Origin of the sequence: Thauera sedimentorum, assembly GCF_014489115.1 — a bacterium.
Taxonomy (GTDB): Bacteria; Pseudomonadota; Gammaproteobacteria; order Burkholderiales; family Rhodocyclaceae; genus Pseudothauera; species Pseudothauera sedimentorum.
On record NZ_JACTAH010000001.1, the window covers coordinates 599,575 to 620,778 of the forward strand.

The 21,204-nt window shown below is 72.6% G+C and carries 16 protein-coding genes; 4 read left to right on the forward strand and 12 right to left on the reverse strand.

Annotated features, from left to right (window positions below):
• Positions 1-20 precede the first annotated feature (20 nt).
• Both IAI53_RS02715 and IAI53_RS02720 read left to right on the forward strand, forming a co-directional pair.
• Positions 21-1,457: a DUF2868 domain-containing protein gene (locus IAI53_RS02715; RefSeq protein WP_225433123.1), complete on the forward strand. Its 1,437-nt coding sequence runs from the start codon at positions 21-23 to the stop codon at positions 1,455-1,457.
• Positions 1,454-2,827: a GTPase/DUF3482 domain-containing protein gene (locus tag IAI53_RS02720; protein ID WP_187716612.1), complete on the forward strand. Its 1,374-nt coding sequence runs from the start codon at positions 1,454-1,456 to the stop codon at positions 2,825-2,827. Before IAI53_RS02715 ends, IAI53_RS02720 begins: the two co-directional genes overlap by 4 nt.
• Positions 2,828-2,982: 155 nt before the next feature.
• Here the strand turns inward: IAI53_RS02720 and IAI53_RS02725 are convergent, their stop codons facing one another.
• From IAI53_RS02725 to IAI53_RS02760, 8 genes are all read right to left on the reverse strand, one after another.
• A complete protein-coding gene (locus IAI53_RS02725; protein WP_187716613.1) occupies positions 2,983-3,645 on the reverse strand; it encodes a dioxygenase family protein in 663 nt (220 codons plus the stop codon).
• A 107-nt stretch (positions 3,646-3,752) separates the two neighbouring features.
• A complete protein-coding gene (locus tag IAI53_RS02730) occupies positions 3,753-4,820 on the reverse strand; it encodes an HD domain-containing phosphohydrolase (protein ID WP_187716614.1) in 1,068 nt (355 codons plus the stop codon).
• A 112-nt stretch (positions 4,821-4,932) separates the two neighbouring features.
• Complete coding sequence (gene chrA, locus IAI53_RS02735) at positions 4,933-6,144, reverse strand: chromate efflux transporter (RefSeq protein WP_187716615.1); 1,212 nt, start codon at positions 6,142-6,144, stop codon at positions 4,933-4,935.
• A gap of 93 nt (positions 6,145-6,237) precedes the next feature.
• Positions 6,238-7,317 carry a 4-hydroxyphenylpyruvate dioxygenase gene (gene hppD / locus IAI53_RS02740; RefSeq protein ID WP_187716616.1) on the reverse strand — a complete coding sequence of 360 codons (1,080 nt, stop codon included), beginning with the start codon at positions 7,315-7,317 and terminating at the stop codon, positions 6,238-6,240.
• 264 nt (positions 7,318-7,581) lie between these two features.
• Positions 7,582-8,019 (reverse strand): YqaA family protein, encoded by a 438-nt coding sequence (locus IAI53_RS02745; RefSeq protein WP_349771881.1) that lies wholly within the window; start codon positions 8,017-8,019, stop codon positions 7,582-7,584.
• Positions 8,016-8,960, reverse strand: a complete 945-nt coding sequence (locus tag IAI53_RS02750) for an alpha/beta hydrolase family protein (protein ID WP_187716618.1) — start codon at positions 8,958-8,960, stop codon at positions 8,016-8,018. The genes IAI53_RS02745 and IAI53_RS02750 overlap by 4 nt, the downstream gene beginning before the upstream one ends.
• Entirely contained in the window at positions 8,957-9,796 is an 840-nt protein-coding gene (locus tag IAI53_RS02755; protein ID WP_187716619.1) for a DMT family transporter, read from the reverse strand. Before IAI53_RS02755 ends, IAI53_RS02750 begins: the two co-directional genes overlap by 4 nt.
• 93 nt (positions 9,797-9,889) lie before the next feature.
• Positions 9,890-10,690 (reverse strand): glucose 1-dehydrogenase, encoded by an 801-nt coding sequence (locus tag IAI53_RS02760; RefSeq protein WP_187716620.1) that lies wholly within the window; start codon positions 10,688-10,690, stop codon positions 9,890-9,892.
• Between the two features lie 192 nt (positions 10,691-10,882).
• Here IAI53_RS02760 and glk point away from each other — a divergent pair, with 192 nt between their 5' ends.
• Together glk and IAI53_RS02770 are read left to right on the forward strand one after the other, a co-directional pair.
• Positions 10,883-11,851 (forward strand): glucokinase, encoded by a 969-nt coding sequence (gene glk / locus IAI53_RS02765; RefSeq protein ID WP_187716621.1) that lies wholly within the window; start codon positions 10,883-10,885, stop codon positions 11,849-11,851.
• A complete protein-coding gene (locus tag IAI53_RS02770) occupies positions 11,848-13,626 on the forward strand; it encodes an ABC transporter ATP-binding protein/permease (RefSeq protein WP_225433124.1) in 1,779 nt (592 codons plus the stop codon). Before glk ends, IAI53_RS02770 begins: the two co-directional genes overlap by 4 nt.
• Here IAI53_RS02770 and IAI53_RS02775 read toward each other — a convergent pair.
• The 4 genes from IAI53_RS02775 to IAI53_RS02790 form a co-directional block, all read right to left on the reverse strand.
• Complete coding sequence (locus IAI53_RS02775; RefSeq protein ID WP_187716622.1) at positions 13,612-14,724, reverse strand: glycoside hydrolase family 5 protein; 1,113 nt, start codon at positions 14,722-14,724, stop codon at positions 13,612-13,614. The two genes, IAI53_RS02770 and IAI53_RS02775, sit on opposite strands and share 15 nt — an antisense overlap.
• Before the next feature lie 146 nt (positions 14,725-14,870).
• On the reverse strand, positions 14,871-17,384 hold the full coding sequence (locus IAI53_RS02780) for an ABC transporter permease (protein ID WP_187716623.1): 2,514 nt from the start codon (positions 17,382-17,384) through the stop codon (positions 14,871-14,873).
• On the reverse strand, positions 17,368-18,066 hold the full coding sequence (locus tag IAI53_RS02785; protein WP_187716624.1) for an ABC transporter ATP-binding protein: 699 nt from the start codon (positions 18,064-18,066) through the stop codon (positions 17,368-17,370). The genes IAI53_RS02780 and IAI53_RS02785 overlap by 17 nt, the downstream gene beginning before the upstream one ends.
• Complete coding sequence (locus tag IAI53_RS02790) at positions 18,063-21,203, reverse strand: efflux RND transporter permease subunit (RefSeq protein WP_187716625.1); 3,141 nt, start codon at positions 21,201-21,203, stop codon at positions 18,063-18,065. The genes IAI53_RS02785 and IAI53_RS02790 overlap by 4 nt, the downstream gene beginning before the upstream one ends.
• Position 21,204: the final 1 nt, after the last annotated feature.

The window sequence follows — 21,204 nt, forward strand, 5'->3', positions numbered from 1 at the left end:
CCCGCCGAGGGGCCGTCAAATTGAGCCGATCCGACCCGTCCTCCGTTCCGTTGTCCCCGCTCGAGGCGCGCTGGCTCGCCGAGCTGGTGCGCCGCCGCGAGGAGCGCGACGGTCCGTTGGAGGACGCGCAGGTCAACGCCGCCGCGCTGGCCGCGGACGGTGACCTGGAAAACCGCATCCTGCGCCGTGCGGAGGCGCTCGGCGCGCGCGAGGGCTGGCGCGACGCGCTGCTGCGCTGGCGGGGCCGCGCGCGGCTGATGCTGCTTGCGGCCGCGGTGCTGGCGCTGCTGGCCGGCTTCGGGGCGGCGGCCGGGGTGCTGGGCGACGGCAGCCGGCCGGTGAACGTGGTGTGGGCGGTGGGCGGGCTGCTCGGCGTGCATCTGGCCAGCCTTGTGCTGTGGCTGTTGTGGACGGCGCTCGCCGGGCGCGGACAGGGGTTGTCCGCTGGCGGCCTGTTCGGCCGCCTGTGGCTGCGGCTGGTGGCGCTGGCCGACCGCAGCGCCGCGGCGGCCGACCTGCCGGGCGCGCTCGGCGGCTTGCTCGGGCGTGGGCGTGCCGCGGCCTGGGGGCTCGGGGCGGTGAGCCACGGCCTGTGGGCCTTGCTGCTCGGCGGCGCGGCGCTCGGCGTGCTGGTGCTGCTCGCCACCCGGCGCTACGGCTTCGTGTGGGAAACCACCATCCTGCCGGCGGATGCCTTCGTCGCCTTCGCCGCCTGGCTGGGCGCGCTGCCCGGCGTGCTCGGCTTCCCGGTGCCGGATGCGGCCACGGTGGCGGCCAGCGGCGAGCAGGCAATGCAGGCCGAAGCCGGGCGGCGCGCCTGGGCGGGCTGGCTGCTCGGCAGCTTGCTGGTCTATGGCGTGTTGCCGCGCGTGGTGCTTGCCGCGGGGTGTGCGCTGCTGTGGCGGCGGGCCACCGCGGCGCTTGAGCTGGATCTTTCCCGTCCGGGCTACGCGCGGCTGCGCTTCCGCCTGCAGCCGGCGAGCGAGCGCCTGGGGGTGAGTGACCCGGCCCCGGCAGGGCTGCCTGCGCCGCAGCGCCACACGGCGCACGCGGTGGTCGATGGCGAAGCGGTGCTGCTCGGCCTGGAACTGGACGCGGCCGAGCCCTGGCCGCCGGCCTGCGACGAAGCCGGCTGGCCGGCCGGGCTTCACGACGGCGGCCGACTCGACAGCCGCGAGCAGCGCCACGCCGCGCTGGCGGCGCTCGCCGGGCGCCCGCCGCAGCGCCTGCTGGTGGTGGTCGATGCGCGCCAGACGCCGGACCGCGGCAGTCTCGGCTTCATTGCCGAGCTGGCCGACCACGCGGGCGAAGCCCGGGTGTGGGCCCCGGGTGGCGGGGCGCGCGCGGCGCAGTGGGCCGCGGGGCTTGAGCGCATCGGCCTGTCCGCCGATCTCTTGAGCGCGGCGCCGGCGAGCGTGCGCGCCTGGCTGGCGGGCGACAGCGGAGCGAGCACATGAACGCCATCCTGCGCGTGGCCGTGGTCGGCCACACCAACACCGGCAAGACCTCGCTGCTGCGCACCCTGGCGCGCGACACCGGCTTCGGCGAGGTGTCGGACGCGCCCGGCACCACCCGCCATGTGGAAGGCCTGCGCCTGTTCGCAGACGGGGTGCCGGTGGTGGAGCTGTTCGACACCCCGGGCATGGAGGACGCCATCGCCCTGCTGGAATTCATCGAGGCGCTGGCCGCGCCCGGCGAGCGCCTCGATGGCCCCGAGCGGGTGGCGCGCTTCCTCGCCACTCCTGAAGCCGGCGCGCGCTTCGAGCAGGAGGCCAAGGTGTTGCGCCAGCTGCTCGCCAGCGACGCCGGGCTGTACGTGGTGGATGCGCGCGACGCGGTGCTGGCCAAGCATCGCGACGAGCTGGCCATCCTCGCCGGCTGTGCGCGCCCGCTGCTGCCGGTGCTGAACTTCGTCGCCGCAGCCGGGGCGCGCACCGAGGAATGGCGCGCTGCGCTCGCCCGCCTGGGCCTGCATGCGGTGGTCAGCTTCGACACCGTGGCGCCGGCGCTGGACGGCGAACGCCTGCTGTTCGACACCCTGGCGACCCTGCTGCACGGCCATCGTCCGGCGCTCGCCGCGCTGGTCGAGGCGCGCGCCCGGGAAGCGGACGAACGCCGTGCCGCGGCGCGCCGGCTGGTGGCGGAACTGCTGGTCGAACTGGCGGCGCGCCGTGACATCGTCGCCGAGGAATCGGAAGCTGCCCTGGGCGCCGCGGTCGAGCGCCTGCGCGCCGCGGTGCGCGCCCGCGAGCAGGCCTGCGTGGACGCCTTGCTGCGTCTCTACCGCTTCCGCCCGGACGACGCGCGCGCGGCCGAACTGCCGCTGGCCGACGGGCGCTGGGACGACGACCTGTTCAACCCGGAGACGTTGCGCCGCATGGGCGTGCAGCTGTCCACCGGGGTGGCGGCCGGCGCGGCGGCCGGGGTGGGCATCGACCTGATGACCGGCGGCCTCACCCTGGGCGCGGCGGCCGCCCTCGGCGCGCTGGCCGGCGGCCTGTGGCAGGCGGTGGGCCACTACGGCGAGCGCATCGCCGCCAAGCTGCGCGGGCACCGCGAGCTCAGCGTTGACGACGCCGTGCTGCGCGTGGTGGCGCTGCGCCAGACCCAGCTGCTCGACGCGCTGGAGGGCCGCGGCCACGCCGCGCTGGCGCCGATCGAAGTGGGCGGCACGCCGGCCGGCAGCGGGGACGAGGTGGTCGAACGCTGGCGCGACGGTCCGCTGCCGCATGCCCTGCAGCGCGCCCGGGCGCACCCGGAGTGGGCCAGCGCAGGCGACGACGCGCGCGAGGCGGCGGTCGAGGACCTGCTCGCCGGGATGCTCTGAAGGGGGCGGCTGCGGCGCGCGTGAGAATCGCGGCCGGAACCGACCCGTAGGAGCGGCCTTGGCCGCGATACGGCGGGTGGAAGAACGAAGGCCGCAATCGCGGGCAAGCCCGCTCCTACACGCGGGAATGGCTCACGGCGCGGCCTCGGCCGCGATCAGGCCAGCGGCTCCAGCACCACGTCGAAGCGCCCCTCCATCGTGCCGTCCGTGCCGCGCGCGAAGGCTACCCAGCGGCAGTCCTCGGTATTGCGGTCGACGAAGTCGCGCGATTCGCGCGCCGTGTGCCGCTCCTCGCGCCAGTAGGACTGGGTGACCAGCGTGCGGTGGCCCGGCGCGCTGATCCGCCAGTGCAGGTGGCGACGCCGGTTGCCGTAGTGGCCGGGGACGATGCTGTCGAAGCGGTACTCGCCCTGAGCGTCGCTGACAGCGGTGCCGCGCAGGTTGATCGCGTCGTCGGGGAAGTCGGCCATGCCGCCCTGGTCGGCCGGGTGGTAGTGGCCTTCGGCGTCGCAATGCCAGAGTTCGACGATGGCGGTGGCCAGCGGCTGGGTGCCGTCGCCGCCGAACACCGTGCCGCGCACCCGCATCGGTGTGCCGGGTGCGCCCAGGCGGTTGATGTCGGCGAGCAGCGGCGTGCCGCTCACGTAGAACGGGCCGGCGGTGGTCGGCGCGGTCGGTCCGCACAGCGAGCTGCCCTGCGCGTAGGCGCGCGAGATGCCGGCGGCCAGCGCGCTCAGTGCCAGGGTGCCGAGCACCCGGCGGCGCGCGGCGCTGTAGGGGACGGGGCGGGGCAGGGCGGTGGCGGGCAGGCGGAGCATGGGGCACCTCGTGAGGCGATGGCCGGTGAGCGGATGGGTTGTCCGTTTCGACCGCCGCTGCCCGCAGCCGTTCGGTCGCCATCGCCCGGCAGTCGGGCGGCGCCCTTTCAGGCCGCTACAGTGGCCGGCGCCTGCAGGTGGGCGAGCAGGGCGTCCACCACGGTGCTGTCGTAGCGCGTGCCGCGCCCGGCGAGCAGTTCGTCCACGCCTTCGGCATGCGAGCGTGCCGCGCGGTAGGGGCGGTGCGAGGTGATGGCGTCGAACACGTCGGCCACGCAGATGATGCGCGCCTCCAGGCAGATCGCCTCGCCCGCCAGCCCCTGCGGGTAGCCGGAGCCGTCCAGCCGCTCGTGGTGCTGGTGCACCATGTCGGCGATCGGCCAGGGAAAGTCGATGCCCTCCAGGATCTCGCAGCCGGTCTGCGGGTGGGCGCGGATGATTTCGTGCTCCGGCCGGCTCAGGCGTCCGGGGCGGGCGAGTATGTCCAGCGGTACCGAGATCTTGCCGATGTCGTGGATGCTGGCGCCCAGCAGCAGGCCCTGCCGGCGCTCGTCCGGCAGTTCCAGGCGGCGGGCGATCGCGTCGCACAGGCGGGCGACCTGCTGCTGGTGGCCGGCGGTGTAGGGGTCGCGCTTCTCGATGAAGCGGGCGATCGCGTTCACCGTGCCGCTGAAGGAGGCGGCCAGCTGGGCACTGTGCTCCAGCGCGCGGTCCTGGGCGCGCTTGAGCGCGGTCAGGTCCTCGTGCGCCACCACGGCGCCGAGTCCGCCGGCGTGCGGCAGCGGGGTGATGGTGAGCAGGAACCAGTGCGCCTCGCCCGGGCCGTCGCAGGGGTACTCCATGCGAAAGCAGTCCGCATCGCCGCTCAGCACCTGCCGCAGTCCGGCCGCGACCCGCCGGGCGATGGCGGCGTCCTCGGCCTCCTTGGCGGTGTGCGGGGAGCACCGGCGCATGCCGTCGAGCAGGGCCAGGTAGTTCTGGCCGATGCCGTGTTCGGGCAGGCAACCGCCGTTGGCATCGGCGAACTGGCGCCAGGCGCGGTTCACCGCGACGATGGTCGCCGAGCGGTCGACCAGCGCCACGTGGGCGGTCAGGGCGTCGATCAGGGCCTGGCTGTTTGTGGCGTTCGCATCGGGGTCGGGAATGGCAGGCGCTGAAGCCGCGGTGGCGTCCATGTTCTTGTCGCCGGTATGGGGGGCGGCTTCATTCTACGACCTATGGCATATGCCGGCTTCTGATCTGGCTCAATTCGGCGGTCGTCGCGCCGCGCCGGTGCAAGAGGCCGCGTCAGGCGAGCAGCCAGCCGCCGGCGGCGCTGGCCAGCACCACCAGCCAGGGCGGCAGCTTCCACACGGTGAGGGCGAGCAGGGCGGCGAGCGCGAGGACGAAGTCCTGCGGGCGGAGGATGGCGCTGGTCCACACCGGGTCGTAGAGCGCCGCGAGCAGCAGGCCGACCACCGCGGCGTTGACCCCGCCCAGTGCGGCGCGGGCGCGCGGTGCGCGGCGCAGCCGCTCCCAGAACGGCAGCGCGCCGAAGACCAGCAGAAAGGCGGGCAGGAAGACCGCCGCCAGGCACAGCGCCGCTCCGCTCCAGCCCGCGGGGCCGACGGAGGCGGATGCGCCGAGGAAGGCGGCAAAGGTGAACAGGGGGCCGGGCACCGCCTGGGCGGCGCCATAGCCGGCGAGGAAGGTGTCGCCATCGACCCAGCCGCTGGGCACCACCTCGGCCTGCAGCAGCGGCAGCACCACGTGGCCGCCGCCGAATACCAGGGAGCCGGCGCGGTAGAAGGCATCGACCTGGGCGAGCGCCGGGGCGTCGCTGAAATCCACCGCCAGCGGCAGGCCGGCGAGCAGGACGAAGAACAGCGCCAGCCAGCCGAGCGCGGCACGCCGGCCGATGTGCAGGGCCAGCGGATCGTGCGCCGCGGGGGGCGGGGCGGAGAACAACAGCAGCCCGGTCAGGGCGGCGGCGCCGATCACCGCGACCTGCATCCCGGCCTGGGGGACGAGCAGCACCGCGGCGGCGGCGGCGGCCATGATGCCGGCGCGCGGCCCATCCGCGCACAGGCTGCGCGCCATGCCCCACACCGCCTGCGCCACCACCGCGACCGCCACCACCTTGAGGCCGTGCAGCGCGCCGGGCGCGAGGGCGTCGCCATGGCTGGCGATGCCCCGCGCGAACAGCACCAGCAGCACGGCCGACGGCAGGGTGAAGCCCGCCCAGGCGGCCAGCGCCCCGGCATGGCCGGCGCGCCCGAGGCCGAGCGCCAGTCCCACCTGGCTGCTCGCCGGGCCGGGGAGGAACTGGCACAGGGCGACCAGGTCGGCATAGGCCTGTTCGCCGAGCCAGCGCCGGCGGGTGACGAACTCCTCGCGGAAGTAGCCCAGGTGGGCGACCGGGCCGCCGAAGGAGGTGAGCCCGAGGCGCAGGAAGATCAGGAAGACCTGCCAGGCAGTGTCGCGATGGCGGGGTGAAGGGGCGGGGGTGGGTGAGCTCATCGAAAGCGAAGCGGGCGGTGCCGTGCGAGGCCTGCATGATAGAGCGGCCCGATGACGGATTCGGGACAGGCAAACCGTCACCGGGCCGCCGGCTCAGCCTCCGGCGCTGATCACGCCGCGGCGCAGCTGGTCGCGCTCCATGGATTCGAACAGCGCCTTGAAGTTGCCTTCGCCGAAGCCGTCGTCGCCCTTCCGCTGGATGAACTCGAAGAACACCGGCCCCAGCAGGCATTCGGAGAAAATCTGCAGCAGCAGGCGCTTGCCGCCATCGGCGGTGGTGCCGTCGAGCAGGATGCCGCGCCGCTGCAGTTCGGCCGGGTTCTCGCCGTGGCCGGGCAGGCGCTCTTCGAGCATCTCGTAGTAGGTCGCCGGCGGCGCGCTCATCAGCGGTACGCCGGCCGCGCGCAGGCGGTCGACCGTATCCACCAGGTCGTCGGTGAGCAGCGCCACGTGCTGGATGCCCTCGCCGTTGAACTTCATCAGGAATTCCTCGATCTGCCCGGTGGTCTTCGAGGCTTCCTCGTTGAGCGGGATGCGGATCTTGCCGTCCGGGGCGGTCATGGCCTTGGAGGTCAGCCCGGTGTATTCGCCCTTGATGTCGAAGTAGCGGATCTCGCGGAAGTTGAACAGGCGCTCGTAGAACGCCGCCCAGTGCGCCATGCGCCCGCGATACACGTTATGGGTCAGGTGGTCGATCTCGCGCAGCCCGTGGCCGGCGGGGTGGCGGTCCACGCCTTCGAGGAAGCGGAAATCGATGTCGTAGATCGAGGTGCCGTCGCCATGGCGGTCGATCAGGTAGAGCGGGGCGCCGCCGATGCCGCGGATGGCCGGCAGGCGCAGCTCCATCGGCCCGGTGGGCATGTCCATCGGCTGGGCGCCCAGCTCCAGGGCGCGGGTGTAGGCCAGGTGCGAGTCGCGCACGCGGAAGGCCATGCCGCAGGCCGAGGGGCCGTGCTCGGCGGCGAAGTAGGTCGCCGCGCTCCGGGGTTCGTTGTTGAGGACGAAGTTGATGTTGCCCTGGCGGTAGAGCGCCACGTCCTTGGAACGATGTTCGGCCACGCGGGTGAAACCCAGCGACTCGAAGATCGGCTCCAGGGTGTTGGGGGTTGGTGAGGCGAATTCGACGAACTCGAAACCCATGAGGCCCATGGGATTGTCGAAAAGGTCAGCCATGTCGGTGCTCCTGAAAGATCGACTAGTGAAGGTTGGACAGTGGATCGATCAGGAATGCGGGGGCGCGCCCGGCTTGCCGCGCACGCTGCGCGCCAGGTGCTGGCCGATGCACAGGGCAAGCCCTGGCGCCAGGGTCTCGCCGCGGGGCCGGATGGTGTGGGACACCGGCTTGTCTCCTCATGTCGCCGGGCATCTGCGGCCCGGTCGGGTGTCGTCGGGGTGTGCCGGCAGTTTAGCCGGGCGGCGGCGACTGCGCGAGCGGATTCAGGCCAGCAGTCCCAGGGTGACCGCGGCCAGCACCAGGTAGCGCCCGGCCTTGGCGATCAGCACGATCAGGGTGAAGCTCCACAGCGGTTCGCGCATCACGCCGGCCACCACGGTGAGCGGGTCGCCGATGATCGGCGCCCAGCTCATCAGCAGCGACCAGCGCCCGTAGCGGTGGTAGGCACGCTGCGCGCGCACCAGCGTGTCGGCGCGCACCGGGAACCAGCGCTTGTCGTGCCAGCGCTCCAGGTAGCGGCCGAACAGCCAGTTGAGCATGGAGCCGAGCACGTTGCCCACGGTGGCCACCAGCACCAGCGCCCACGCCGGCTGCTCGCCGAGCAGCAGCAGGCCGGCGAGCGCGGCTTCCGACTGCAGCGGCAGCAGGGTGGCGGCGCCGAAGGCGGAGAGGAAGAGGCCGAGGTATACCGTTGCGTTCACGCGCTGACCCGGTCGTCGGCGCTCAGCGGGATCACTTCGCCCGGCGCATCGTCCGGCAGCCGGCCGTTGCGCAGCCATTCCAGCGCCAGCGGCCACAGCGTGCGTTCGAAGCGGCTGTGGAAGAAGGCGAAATGGCCGATCGCGCGCTCGCCCGCCGCCTGCGGGCTGAGGTGCACATGGGTGACGGCGCTGTTGCGGTAGTAGCGCAGCAGGCGCTGGATGGCCGGCACGGTGCCGAACTCGTCGTCGCTCAGGCTGAGCGCCAGCGTCGCCCCGCGCACCGCGGCGAAACGCTCCAGCAGGGTCGCGCGCTCCGCCTCGTCCAGGCGCCAGGCGTCCTCGAAGCGCGGGCAGCGCGCGGTCCAGTCGCGCACCACGCCGCGCGGCGTGTCCTCCAGCCAGCCCAGCCACTGGCCGGGAAAGTAGCCGAGCAGGGCGGTCAGCGCCGGCATGAAAACATGCCACTTGAGCAGCAGCGCGCCGCGGCGCTCGGGCATGTAGTCGCGCCAGTAGGCGTACTGCGCGCCCATGCTGAACACCCGGCCGACCCGGTGGCTGGAGGGCGCCAGACCGACCAGAAAGCCGCCCACGCTGTGCGCCACCACCTGTACCGGCTGGCCGGGCAGGGCGCTGTCGACGTACTGCAGCGCGGCTTCGAAGTCGAGCTGCCCCCAGTCCAGCCAGCCGGCGTCCAGGCCGCGCAGTGAAGGCGGGCGGGAGGCGCCGATGCCGCGGTAGTCGTAGCTCAGCACGTCGAAGCCCTGCGCGTGCAGCCAGGTGGCGAAGCGCGAGTAGTAGCGCGCCCGCACCGAGGTGGCGGGGTTGATGAGCACCACCGGGCGCGCGGGCGTGGCCGCCTCTGGATGGCGCCACAGCGTGCCGTGCAGCCGGTAGCCGTCGGCGGCGGTGAAGGCCACCGCGAGGGGTGCTGCGACGCTCAACGCGCCCGCCCGCCGATGACCAGCGCAATACCGCCCAGCACCGCCACCGAGGCCAGCACCAGGCGCAGGGTGATGGCCTCGCCGAGGAAGAGCGCGCCGCCGAGCGCGGCGATCACCGGTACGCTCAGCTGCACGGTCGCCGCGCTGCTGGCGCGCAGGCCGGGCAGGGCGGTGTACCAGATCGCGTAGCCCAGCCCCGAGGCCAGCGCCCCGGAAGCCACCGCATAGCCGACACCGGCCGCATCCAGCGCGGCCTGCGGCAGCATCGCCAGGCTGAGTACGGCGGCAAAGGGCAGCGCGCGCACGAAGTTGCCGGCGGTGCTCTCGGTGGGGTTGCCGCCGCCACGGCCGCGCAGCGAGTACACCCCCCAGGCGATGCCGGCGGCGATCATCAGCAGCGAGCCGCCCAGCGGCGGCGCCGACAGCCCTGGCAGCAGCAGGCCGACGAAGCCGGCGGCGGCGAGCATCAGGCCGGCACTCTGGCGCGCATCGAAGCGTTCGCCGCGGGCAAAGCCGTAGCCGATCATCGTCGCCTGCACCGCGCCGAACAGCAGCAGCGCGCCGACCGCCGCCGGCAGGCTGAGATAGGCGTAGGAGAAGGCCGCCGCGTAGGCGAACAGCGCGAATGCCGAGGGCCAGTTGCCGTGGCCGCCGAGGCCGCCCTCGCGCAGGCGCACGATCAGCCACAGCGCCAGCGCGCCGGAGGCGATGCGGATGCCGGTGAAGCTGGCCGCGTCGATGCCCGTCTCGCGCAGGGCGACGCGGCACAGCAGCGAGTTGGCGGCGAAGGCGAGCATGGCCAGCGCGGTCAGCAGGAGGACGCGGGTCTTGTTCATCGAGTGGAGTACAGGGCTGCGGCGGCAGGGGTGCCGCCGCGCCCATGCTAGGGCGCGGCGCGGGGAAGGTAAAGCGCGGCCGGCGCGTCCGGGTCAGCCGCGCGGCGAGGCGGGCGAGCCGGCAAGCAGGCCGCCGTCCACGGTCAGCTCGCTGCCGGTCATGTAGGCCGCCTCGTCGGAGGCGAGCAGCACCGCCACCGCGGCGACCTCCTCGGGCCTGCCGAAGCGGCGCAGCGGCGTGTCCCAGACGAAGTCCCGCATGCGCGCCTCGCGCTCCGGGCCGTCGCCGAGCAGCGCATCCCACATCGGCGTCAGGATGGCGCCCGGATGGATGGAGTTGCAGCGGATCGCCAGGCCCTGCTCGGCGCAGTACAGCGCCACCGTCTTGCTGTGGTTGCGCACCGCGGCCTTGCTGGAGGCGTAGGCCGCGGCGCCGGCGACGCCGACCTGCCCGGAGCGCGAGGAGAGGTTGATGATCGAGCCGCTGCCTTGCGCGCGCATCGCGCGGATGGCCGCGCGGCAGCCGAGGAAGACCCCGTCCAGGTTGGTGCGATGCACTGCGCGCCAGTCCTCCAGCGTCGCGTGTTCCGGGTCGTGCGCCGCAGCGCCGCCCTCGAAGCCGGTGATGCCGGCGTTGTTCACCAGCACGTCGAGCCGCTGCCAGTCGTTCAGCAGGGCGGCCATGGCGGCGTCCCAGTCGGACGGCTCGCGCACGTCCAGGCGTCGGTAGGCGGCGCGTTCGCCGAGCGCCTGCGCGGTCTGTGCGCCGCGCGCATTGTCGATGTCGGTGAGCAGCACGCGGGCGCCTTCGGCGACGAAGGCACGGGCGATCGCCGCGCCGATGCCACGCGCCGCGCCGGTGACCAGGGCGACCTTGCCGGTCAGACGGTTCATGGTGGAGATCCTCGCTTGGTGACGGCTCGCGCTGCCCGGGAGGCGGGCTTGCCGGGAGGACGAAAAAATACACCAATGCGCCCGCGCATGGCGGCGTGGAAGCAAGGCACAATCCGGTCACAGGCGCCGCGCTGGCGCCGCGGTAAGCTGGATCAGGCCCTGCCCACGGCGGCAGGGGCGGCGAGGGGAGCGATGGTCATACTGGCGGCGGATATCGGCGGCTCACAGGCGCGCCTCTTGCTCGGCGAGTGTGAGGGTGAGGGCGCCCGCTGGCGCGAGCTGCGCCGCGAAACCTTGCCGAGCCGCGAGTTCGCCGGTATCGACGCGCTGCTGCAGCATTTTCTGCGCCCCGGCGAACGGCCGCAGGCCGCCTGCCTGGCGCTGGCCGGGCCGGTGCACGGCCGGCGGGTGCGCATGACCAACCTGCCGTGGACGGTGGATGCCACCGCGCTGGCCGGGCGTTTCGGATTGCGCCGGCTGCGGCTGATCAACGACTTTGCCGCACAGGCCTGCGGGCTGCCGCTGCTCGGCGCCGCCGACCTGCGCACCCTGCAGGCCGGCTCGCCGCTGCCGGGCGCCGCCCGCGCGCTGCTCGGTGCCGGCACCGGCCTGGGCATGGCCCTGCTGGCCGAGACGCCCGCGGGCGAGCCGGTGGCCCTGCCGAGCGAGGGCGGGCATGCCGACTTTGCCCCGCGCGACCCGCAGCAGCTGGCCCTGCTCGAACACCTGCTGCCGCGCCATGGACGGGTCAGCCTGGAACTGCTGCTGTGCGGCCACGGCCTGGAGCGCCTGTACCGCTTCGTCGCCGGCCTGCCGGCCAGCGCGCCGCGCAGCGTCGACGCCGCCGCGGTCACCGCCGCGGCGCTGGCCGGCGATGCACAGGCCGCGGCGGCGGTCGATCTGTTCGCCCGCCTGCTGGCCTCGGCGGCCGGCAACCTCGCGCTCACCGGGCTGGCGCGCGGCGGGGTGTACCTGAGCGGCGGCATCGCCCCGCGCATCCTGCCCTTCCTGCAGCAGGCCTCGGTGATCGAGGCCTTCGTGGACAAGCCGCCGATGCGCGAACTGCTCGAACAGGTGCCGCTCCACGTGGTGAGCAACGATCAGCTCGGCCTGCTCGGCGCCGCGCAGACGGCCGCGCTGCTGGCGCGGGAGCGCGCATGAACGCCATGGCGCCGCGGCGCACGCCCATCGCCAGCGGCGCCGGCCGGCAGTTTGCCGCGATGGCCCGCGACTACTGGAACAGCGAGCGCAGGTGGCTGGTGCGCGGCGCGGTGCTGCTGCTGATCCTGCTCACCCTGGCCCAGGTGGCGCTGGCGATCTGGGTGAGCTACTGGCACCGCGACCTGTTCGATGCGCTGGAGGCGCGCGAGACCGGCGAGCTGCTGCAGCTGACCCTGGTGTTCGTGCTGATCTTCGTGCTCACCATGGCGGTCACCGCCTTGCATCTGCACGTCAAGCGCTGGGTGCAGCTCGACTGGCGGCAGTGGATGACCGCGCTGCTGCTCGACCAGTGGATGACCGGCGCGCACCACTACCGTCTGCAGTTCACCCCGGGCGAGCACGACAACCCGGACGGCCGCATCGCCGAGGACATCCGCATCGCCACCGAGGCGGCGGTGGGCCTGGCGCATTCGCTGCTGTACTCGGTGCTGATCCTCGGCAGCTTCGTGGACATCCTGCTCAGCGTGTCGGGCAGCGCCACCCTGCCGGGCACCGGGCTGGTGGTGCCCGGCTACATGGTGGTGATGGCCTTCCTGTATGCCGGGGCCGGCACCGCGCTCGGCCTGCTGCTCGGCCGCCCGCTGATCCGCAGCACCAACTGGCTGCAGACCGTGGAGGCCAACCTGCGCTTCGGCCTGGCGCGGGCGCGCTCGCATTCGGAGGCGATCGCGCTGATGCACGGCGAAGGCTTCGAGCGGCGCAGCGCGGCGCGGCTGTTCGCCGACGTCGGGCGCGGCTGGAACCGGCAGACCGTGGCCTATCTGGGCATCGTGTCCTTCTCCACCGGCTACGGCACGCTGCTGCCGGTGTTCCCCATCCTGATCGCCGCCCCGCAGTACATGGCCGGGGCGATGAGCCTGGGGCTGCTGATGCAGGCCGCGCAGGCCTTCCAGCGCCTGACCTCGGCCCTGTCCTGGCCGGTGGACAACCTCGGTGAACTGGCGCGCTGCCGGGCGTCGATCGACCGCATCGTCTCGCTCTACCAGGACATGCTGCAGCTCGAACGCGGCGACCACACGCCGGATCAGGCGGACGGACGCATCCGCGTGAGCCACTCGCGCCATCCCGACCTGGAGATCCGCGGCCTGCGCCTGAGCACGCCCACCGGCCAGCTGCTGCTCGACGACTTCGACCTGCACGTGCGCCACGGCGAACGCATCCTGATCACCGGCGACCCGGCGGTGACGGTGGCGCTTTTCAAGGCGGTGGCCGGCCTGTGGCCGTGGGGGCGCGGCGAGATCGCGCTGCCCGAGGGGCGCGAGCTGATGTTCCTGCCGCAGCACCCGTTCATGCCGGAAGGCCCGCTGCGCGCGGCGCTGTGCTACCCCTACGAGCCTGCGCGCTACGACGACGCGGCGCTGCACCGCGCGCTGGAATGCGCCGGCATCGCCTGGCTGGCGCGCCGCCTGGACGACAGCGACGACTGGGGCCGGGTGCTGCCGCTGCGCGCGCAGCAGCGCCTGGGCATGGCGCGGCTCTTCCTGCAGCAGCCCGGCTGGGTGTTCATCGACCAGGCCACCGACGCCTTCGACGCCAAGGACGAGATCTGCACCATGGAGATGCTGCACCACGAGCTGCCCAGCACCACCCTGCTCAACATCAGCCTGCACAACGGCCTGAGCCACTTCTACGACCACAAGCTGGTGCTCAAGCGCCAGCGCCCGGCGCGCATCCAGTCCTACCGCCCGGTGCGCGACCCGCTACCGGAAGCGTGAGGGCAGCCAGCCGCGCGCCACGCACTCGCGCAGGCACCAGGCGGGCGTGGTCTCGGTCTTGTAGCTCCAGAAGAACCAGCCCAGCAGCTTCTCGAAGGCGAGAAGTTGCGCGGCCGCGTAGCCGCGGCTGGCGACGTCCTGCTGGAAGTCGTCCATCCCCTCCAGCGCGTGGTTGTAGGGGCCTTCGGCCCACAGCGAAACCACCTTGAGGTCCAGCCCCAGGCTCCACTCGCCGCAGATCGCCGGCAGGCCGAGCGCGGCGTTGATCGAGTCGGCCTCGTCGCGCCATTCACCGCCGGCCTTGTGCATGTGCTGGTAGATGTCGCTGTCGATGTCGCGGCGCTCGAAGCACTGGTAGCGGTGGTAGTCGAAGATCACGTTCTGCCACGTGGGCGGCTGCATGAAGCCGAGGAACTCGCGGTAGGAGCGGAAGCCGTCGTGGAACACCACCGCCACGCGTTCGGCCGGGCAATGCTGGCGGATGCGCTGGTAGGCCGCCAGGTAGTAGCGCTTGAGGTAGTCGGTGGGCACGTCCCAGCGCGGCTCGTTGAGCACTTCGATGGCGTAAAGCGCCGGATGCGCGCGGTAGCGTTCGGCCAGGCGGCCGAGCACGTCCACCGAATGCTCGAAATACTCCTCTTTGGTGTGCCACTCGCACACGTCCTTGATGCCGCCGTTGTCGAAGCCGTTCTGGCAGCCCGGCGCGGCGTGCAGGTCGAGCATCACCCGCAGGCCGAACTCCGCCGCCCAGTCCATTGCGCGGTCGAGCACGTCTATGCCGCCGGTGACGAAAGGGTGGCGGCTGGCGCCGTACTTGGGGTGAGAGGGGTAGTCCGGGCCGAAGATCCAGTGGCCCACCGGGATGCGCACCGCGTTGAGCCCGTGCTCGGCGATCCACGCGAAATCCTCGCGGGTGACGAAGCTGTTCCAGTGTGCCCGCAGGCGTTCGGGCGCGGCGCTGCCCAGCTCCGCGCACCAGGTGGTCTCGTCGGTGGCCTGCAGCCCTTCGAACAGGCTGGGCACCATCCATTTTTCCAGCAGCAGCCAGCTGCCGAGGTTCACGCCGCGAAGCTTGTTGCCGGCCGTCGTCGCGCTCATCGCCCGTCCTCCCTTCACGCTTCCACGCCTGTGGTCGCCACCGGCGCGCGGGGGCATCCCCGGGCAGCTCCGGTCCTGCCGTCAAGCATACTCCGGGCAGGACAGGCGGGTGAGCGGGAAATCGAAGTGGGCGGAGCAGTCCGGGCTCAGCCGGCGAAGCCGCGCAGCAGCACCGCTGGCGACAGGCGCAGCTGGCGCATCAGATAGTGGGCGCCCAGGCTCAGGGCGCCGCCGCTGACCGCTGCGGCCACTGCGCCGCCGGCCCACCACGCGGCGGCGACGTCGAGCTCCAGCCGGTAGTGCAGCAGCAGGCTGGCCAGCGCCCCGCCCGCTGCGGTGGCAAAGGCGGTGGTCAGCAGCGCGAGCAGCAGGTATTCCAGGTGCAGGGCGAGACGGATGGCGCCGACCCGCGCGCCCAGGGTGTGCAGCAGGGTGGCGAGGTAGATCTGCCGGGCGCGGCTGGCGGCGATCACGCTGACCAGCACCAGCAGGCTGGCGCTGAGCGTCACCACGCCGATGGCGCTCAGCCCGCCGGCCGCGCGGGTGAGGATGGCGCGGGCTTCGTCGAGCAGCAGGTCGGTGCGCACCGTCACCACGTTGGGCTGGGCGGCGGCGATGCGGTTCTGTGTGGCGATGGCGTCGGCACCGTTCAGGTAGGCCATGCCGACGTAGCGGGTGATGAAGGGGTCGAGCACGCCATCGGAGAAGATGGCCTCCAGCCACAGGCGCGACTGGAAACGCTTCTGCGCGTAGATCGCCACCAGCTCGGCGCTGACCCGTTCGCCGAGGATCTCGAAGCTGAGCGTGTCGCCCACCCGCAGGCCGAGCTGGTCGGCTTCGCGGTCCTCCATGGCCACCTGCGCCGGGCCGCGGTAGTCCGCCGGCCACCAGGCGCCGCGGGTCACCACCACCTGGTCGAAGTTGTTCTGCAGGGTGCTCATCTTGTGCTCGTCGCGCGCCTCCAGGCGGCGGCGCGCGTCGGTGCTGTCGCGCAGCTCGGTGCCGTCCACGGCCACCAGGCGGCCGAGTACCAGCGGGGCGAGATCGAGCTGTTCCAGCGAGGGCGCCTGCCGCAGCAGGGCTTCGAAGTCGTCCTTCTGCGTGGCGCCGATGTCGTAGAACACCAGCGCCGGCGCGCGTGCGGGCACGGTCTCCTCGATGGTCTCGAGCAGGGCGAGCAGCACCAGCGTGGAGGCGACCAGCAGGGTGAGCGCGGCGCCCAGCGAGAGCAGGGTGGGGCGCAGCGGGGAGTCCGGCCGGTAGAGCCCGGAGAGCGCCATGCGCAGCGCAAAGCGTCCGACCAGCCGCGGATGGGCGGCCAGCCGCCGGGCCGCCGCGCGCAGCAGGCGTACCAGGCCTTCGAGCAGGGCCAGTACCAGCAGCAGGGCGGCGATGAAGGCGAGGCCGAACAGCGGCTCGGGCATGGCCACCAGCAGCAGTCCGGCGGCCGCGGCGGCGCAGCCGGCGGTCAGCCACCAGGCACCGGCCGGCGTGCGGGTGGCTGCGCCCAGCACCCCGCGGAACAGCGCCGCGGGCTTGACCGTGAGCGCGCGGCCCAGCGCCGGCAGGGCGAAGAGCAGCGCAACCAGCACGCCGAACAGCCAGGCGGTGGCCAGCGGCGGCAGCAGCACCGCCCAGTCGCCGGCCAGGGGCAGGCGCTCGGCCACCAGGCTGCTGCCGATGGCCGCCAGCAGGCCGCCGAGCAGCACGCCGGCCAGGGCGGAGGCGCCGGCCAGGATGAGGATCTGCAACAGGTAGACCGCGGCCAGCCGGCGGTCGCGCAGGCCGACGGCGCGCAGCGTCGCCAGCGTGCCGAGCTTGCCCTGCAGGTAGGCCTGCACGCTGTTGAACACGCCGAGCCCGCCGATGAACAGCGCGCTGAAGCCGATCAGCAGCACGCCGGAGCCGATCTGACCGAGCACTTCGCCGAGGCGGGCGTTGCGCTCGATGAAGGTGCGCACTTCGGCATCGCTGTCCGGGAAGGCGGCCAGGAAGGCGGTGCGCCAGGCGGCCGGGTCGACATCGCTGCGTACCCGGTAGCGGTAGGCCGGGCGGCTGCCGGGCTGCAGCAGCCCGGTCTGCGTCAGGGCGTCGGCGGAGATCAGCACCGGCGGGCCGCTCCAGTCCGCGCGCAGGCTACGGTCGGGCTGGCGGGCGACGATGGCGCGCACCGCCAGCGTGGCCACACCCAGTTCGATGCGGTCGCCGGGCTGCAGGGCCATGCGCCCGGCCAGCACGCGGTCGATGGCCGCGCCGGGCAGGCCGTCGCGCGTGGCCAGGGCCTCGGCCAGCGGCTGCGGCGGCTCGAGTTCCACCGTGCCGTAGAGCGGGTAGGCCTGGTCGGTGCTCTGCAGTTCGACCAGGTGGGCGTCGCCGGCGGCGGTCATCAGCATGGTGCGGAATTCGATCAGGCGCGACACCGTGCCGCGTTCGCGCATCCAGGCGAGCATCTCGTCGGGCAGCGGCGCGCGGGTGCGCACTTCCAGGTCGCCGCCGAACAGCACCCGGGTGTCGGCCAGCAGGCTGGCGCCGATCTGGCGGTACAGTCCGCCGCTGGCGGCGATCAGCGCCACGCCCAGCGCCAGGCAGGCGCAGAACACCCACAGCGTGCGTCCGCTGCCGCGCAGGTCGCGCCAGGCGAGCCTAAGCAGGCCGGACATCGCCCCTCCCGGTGGCATGCTGCGCCTCGCCCAGCCGTCCGTTCGCCAGGCGCAGCACGCGGTCGCAGCGCGCGGCGAAGGCCATGTCGTGGGTCACCAGCACCAGGGTGGTGTTGGTCTCGGCGTTCAGATGCAACAGCAGTTCGCCAATGGCCGCGCCGGTGCGGTCGTCGAGGTTGCCGGTGGGCTCGTCGGCCAGCACCAGCTTGGGTTCATGCACCAGCGCGCGGGCGATGGCCACGCGCTGCTGCTCGCCGCCGGAGAGCTGGCCCGGGTAGTGGTCCAGCCGTGCGCCCAGGCCGACGCGGTCGAGCATGGCCCGGGCGCGCTCGCGCGCGTCGCGCCGGCCGGCGATTTCCAGCGGCAGCGCGGCGTTGTCCAGCGCGCTCAGGCTGGGGACCAGGTGGAAGGACTGGAAGACGATGCCCATGTGGTCGCGGCGCAGGTCGGCGAGCTGGTCGCGGTCCATGGTTTCCAGCGCGCGGCCGTCGAACAGCACCGAGCCGGCCGCCGGCCTTTCCAGCCCGGCGAGCAGGAGCAGCAGCGAGGTCTTGCCGGTGCCCGACGGGCCGGCGATCGCCACCCGTTCGCCGGCGGCGATGTCGAGGTCCACCTCGCGCAGGATGTCGATGCGCGCGGCACCCAGCTGGTAGTGCATGCTGAGGCGGTCGAGCCGGATCATGCGGCCTCCTTGTAGAAACCGAAGCGGCGCGCCAGCTTGAGCACGAACACCAGCATCGCCGGCAGGAAGCTGAGGGTGACGATGGCCGCGCCGAGCAGGCCGAACAGCACGATGGCGCCCACGCCGCGGTACAGCTCGGTGCCTTCGCCGGGGATCAGCACCAGCGGGGCGATGCCGCACAGGGTGGTCAGCGTGGTCATGGCGATCGGGCGCAGGCGGGCTTCGATGGCGGCGGTGACCGCCTGCAGCGGCGGCATGTGCTCGTGCTCCAGGTTGCGGCGGGCCTGGTCGACGATGAGGATGGGGTTGTTCACCACGGTGCCCATCAGGATGAGAAAGCCGAGCATGGTGATCATGTCGAAGGGCTGGGAGATCGGCGCCAGCCCGAGGGCCGGCAGCAGCGCGCCGACGCCGTTCATCAGCGCCAGCCCGACGATGCCGCCGGCGACCCCGAGCGGGATGGTGGTCATGATCAGCAGCGGATAGGCCCAGTGGGTGAAGATGGCCACCAGCAGCAGGTAGACGATGGCCAGCGCAATCAGGAAGTTGCCGCTCAGCGCCGCGCGGGTGCGTTCCAGCGCGTCACTGGCGCCGGAGATGGCGATGGCGATGTCGGCGGGCAGCTCGCCGGAAGCGCGCATCGCGCCGATCAGCGCCTCGCGGACCTGCGCCACCCCGGTTTCAAGTGCCACCTCGTCCGGCGGAATGATGTGCAGCGTGACCGTGCGGCGGCCGTCCACCCGGCGGATCGAGATGGTGTCGGCCAGCTCCTCGATACGCGCGACCGCGGACAGCGGCAGGGTGGCGCCGCCGGGGCTGCGCAGCAGCAGGCCGGGCACCTGTTCCAGGCGCGGTTCGGCGGCCTCGTCGCCGTACACGTAGATGTCGATCTTGTCGTCGCCGAGGAAGAAGTCGTCCACGTAGGCGCCCTGGGTCAGCGCCGCCACGCTGAAGCCGATGGCGTCGGTGGACAGGCCCAGCTCGGCCGCGCGGTCCCAGTCGGGGCGGATCTGCACCAGCGGCTGCGCCAGCGTGAGGCTGGAGGGCTGGCTCTGGATGCGCGGGCCGTCGAACAGTTCGCGCGCGCGCCGGTCGATGGCGCGGGCGGTGTCGAAGATGGCCGCCAGGTCGGGCCCGGAGATGTCCAGGCTGATGCTGCGCGTGCCGCCGTCGTTGCTGGAGATGATGGAACCCTTGGCGGCGAAGGCGCGCATGCCGGGGTAGCTCTCGTAGTGCGCGGTGAGGGCGTCCATCAGCGCCTCGATATGGGCCGGGTCCTCGGTCTCGGAGATGATGCGCAGCCGGGTGGGGTCGTAGCCGAGGTTGATGTAGCGGATCGGCGGCACCGCGGTGTCGCCGCGCAGGAAGGCTTGCGGGTCGGCGCCCACATGGGGCAGGAGATGAGCTTCCACCTGGCGGGCGATCTCGCCCATGGTCTCCAGATTGTAGCCCGGCGGCGGGTTCATCGCGGCGAAGGTCTTGGGCTCCTCGCCCTCCGGCAGGTATTCCGCGGGCGGGGTGAGCAGGGCGATGATCAGGCCGGCGCCCGCCACTGTGCCCACCATCACCGCGCCGCGCCGCGCCGGCGTGTCGAGCAGGCGGCGCAGGAAGCGGTTGAGGCGCGGAAACTGTCCGGCGTCGCCTGCGCGCTGGCCGAATTCCACCCGCGCGCACAGGGTGGGAATCAGCGTGATGGCGACCAGCATGGAGGCGAGGATGGCGCCGGAGATGGCGATGGCGACGTCGGAATAGAGCTGGCCCGCCTCCTCGACGATGAACAGGATGGGCAGGAACACCAGTACCGTGGTCATGGTCGAGGCGAGCACCGCCGGCCACACCTCGCGCACGCCCTGCAGCGCGGATTCGATGCGGTCCAGGCCGCGACGGCGGTAGCGTTCGATGTTCTCCAGCACCACGATGCTGTTGTCTATGGTCATGCCGATGGCAAAGGCCACGCCGGCGAGCGAGATCACGTTGATGGTGCGTCCGCCGGCCAGCAGCGAGATGAAGGCGACCACCGCGCACAGCGGGATGCCGACCACGCCGACCAGGGTGGCGCGGGCCGAGCGCAGGAAGGCGAACATCACCAGCGTGGCGAACACGCCGCCGATGGCGAGGTTGGTCCACACGTTGCGGATGGAGGCTTCGACGTAGCGCACGTCGTCCGAGTTGAGCGCCAGGTTCATGCCGGCGGGGTGGAGGATCTCCGCGTTGATCGCCGCCACCTCGGCGAGCATCGCCCGCTTGATGTCGATGACGTTGGAGCCGGGCTGGCGCCGTACCTGCAGGGACAGCCGCGGGTCGCCGTTGAAGCGGCTGACGAAGCGCGGGCGGGCGTGGCCCTGGCGCACCTGTGCCACGTCGCCCAGGCGCACCACGCTGTCGCCGTCGCGGCGCAGGACGAGGTCGGCCAGGTCGGCCGGGTTCTGGAAGCGCCCCACGGTGCGCAGCAGATAGCGGCGCTTGCCGGCGCTGACCTCGCCGCCGGAGACGTCCTGGTTGCGCGCGCGGATGGCGTCGCGCACGTCGGTCAGGCCCAGGCCGCGCTGGGCCAGCGCCTCGGCGTCGACCAGCACCTGCAGCTGGCGCTCCAGGCCGCCGTTGACGCGTACCTCGGATACCCCGGCGATGCTCTCCATGCGCGGCCGCACGCGGTCCTCGACGAAGTCCCGCATCAGCAGCACGTTGACCCGGCGCGGGTCGCCCTCCAGCGGGGCAAGGCTGAAGTGCATGAAGGCGTTGGCCGAGAACGAACTGGCGACGATGCGCGGCTGGTCGACATTGCGTGGGTAGCCGCTCACCCGGCTGAGCGCGTTGTTCACCTCGATCAGCGCCTGGGTGACATCCACGCCGAAGGGAAACTCCAGCTCGATCTCGGCGAAGCCGTTGCCGGCGGTGGCGGTCATGCGCTGGAGGTTGGGCAGGTTGCGCAGGTAGCGCTCCTGCTCGATCACGATGTCCTTCTCCACGTCCTGCGGCGTGGCGCCCGGCCAGCGCGTCTCCACGCTGACCGTGCGCACTTCCAGGTCGGGGATCATCTGCACCGGGATGCGCGAGGCGGCGACGATGCCGAGCACCAGCACGATGAGCGAGACCACGGCCACCAGGGTGCCATGGCGGATGATGTGGGCGAACATG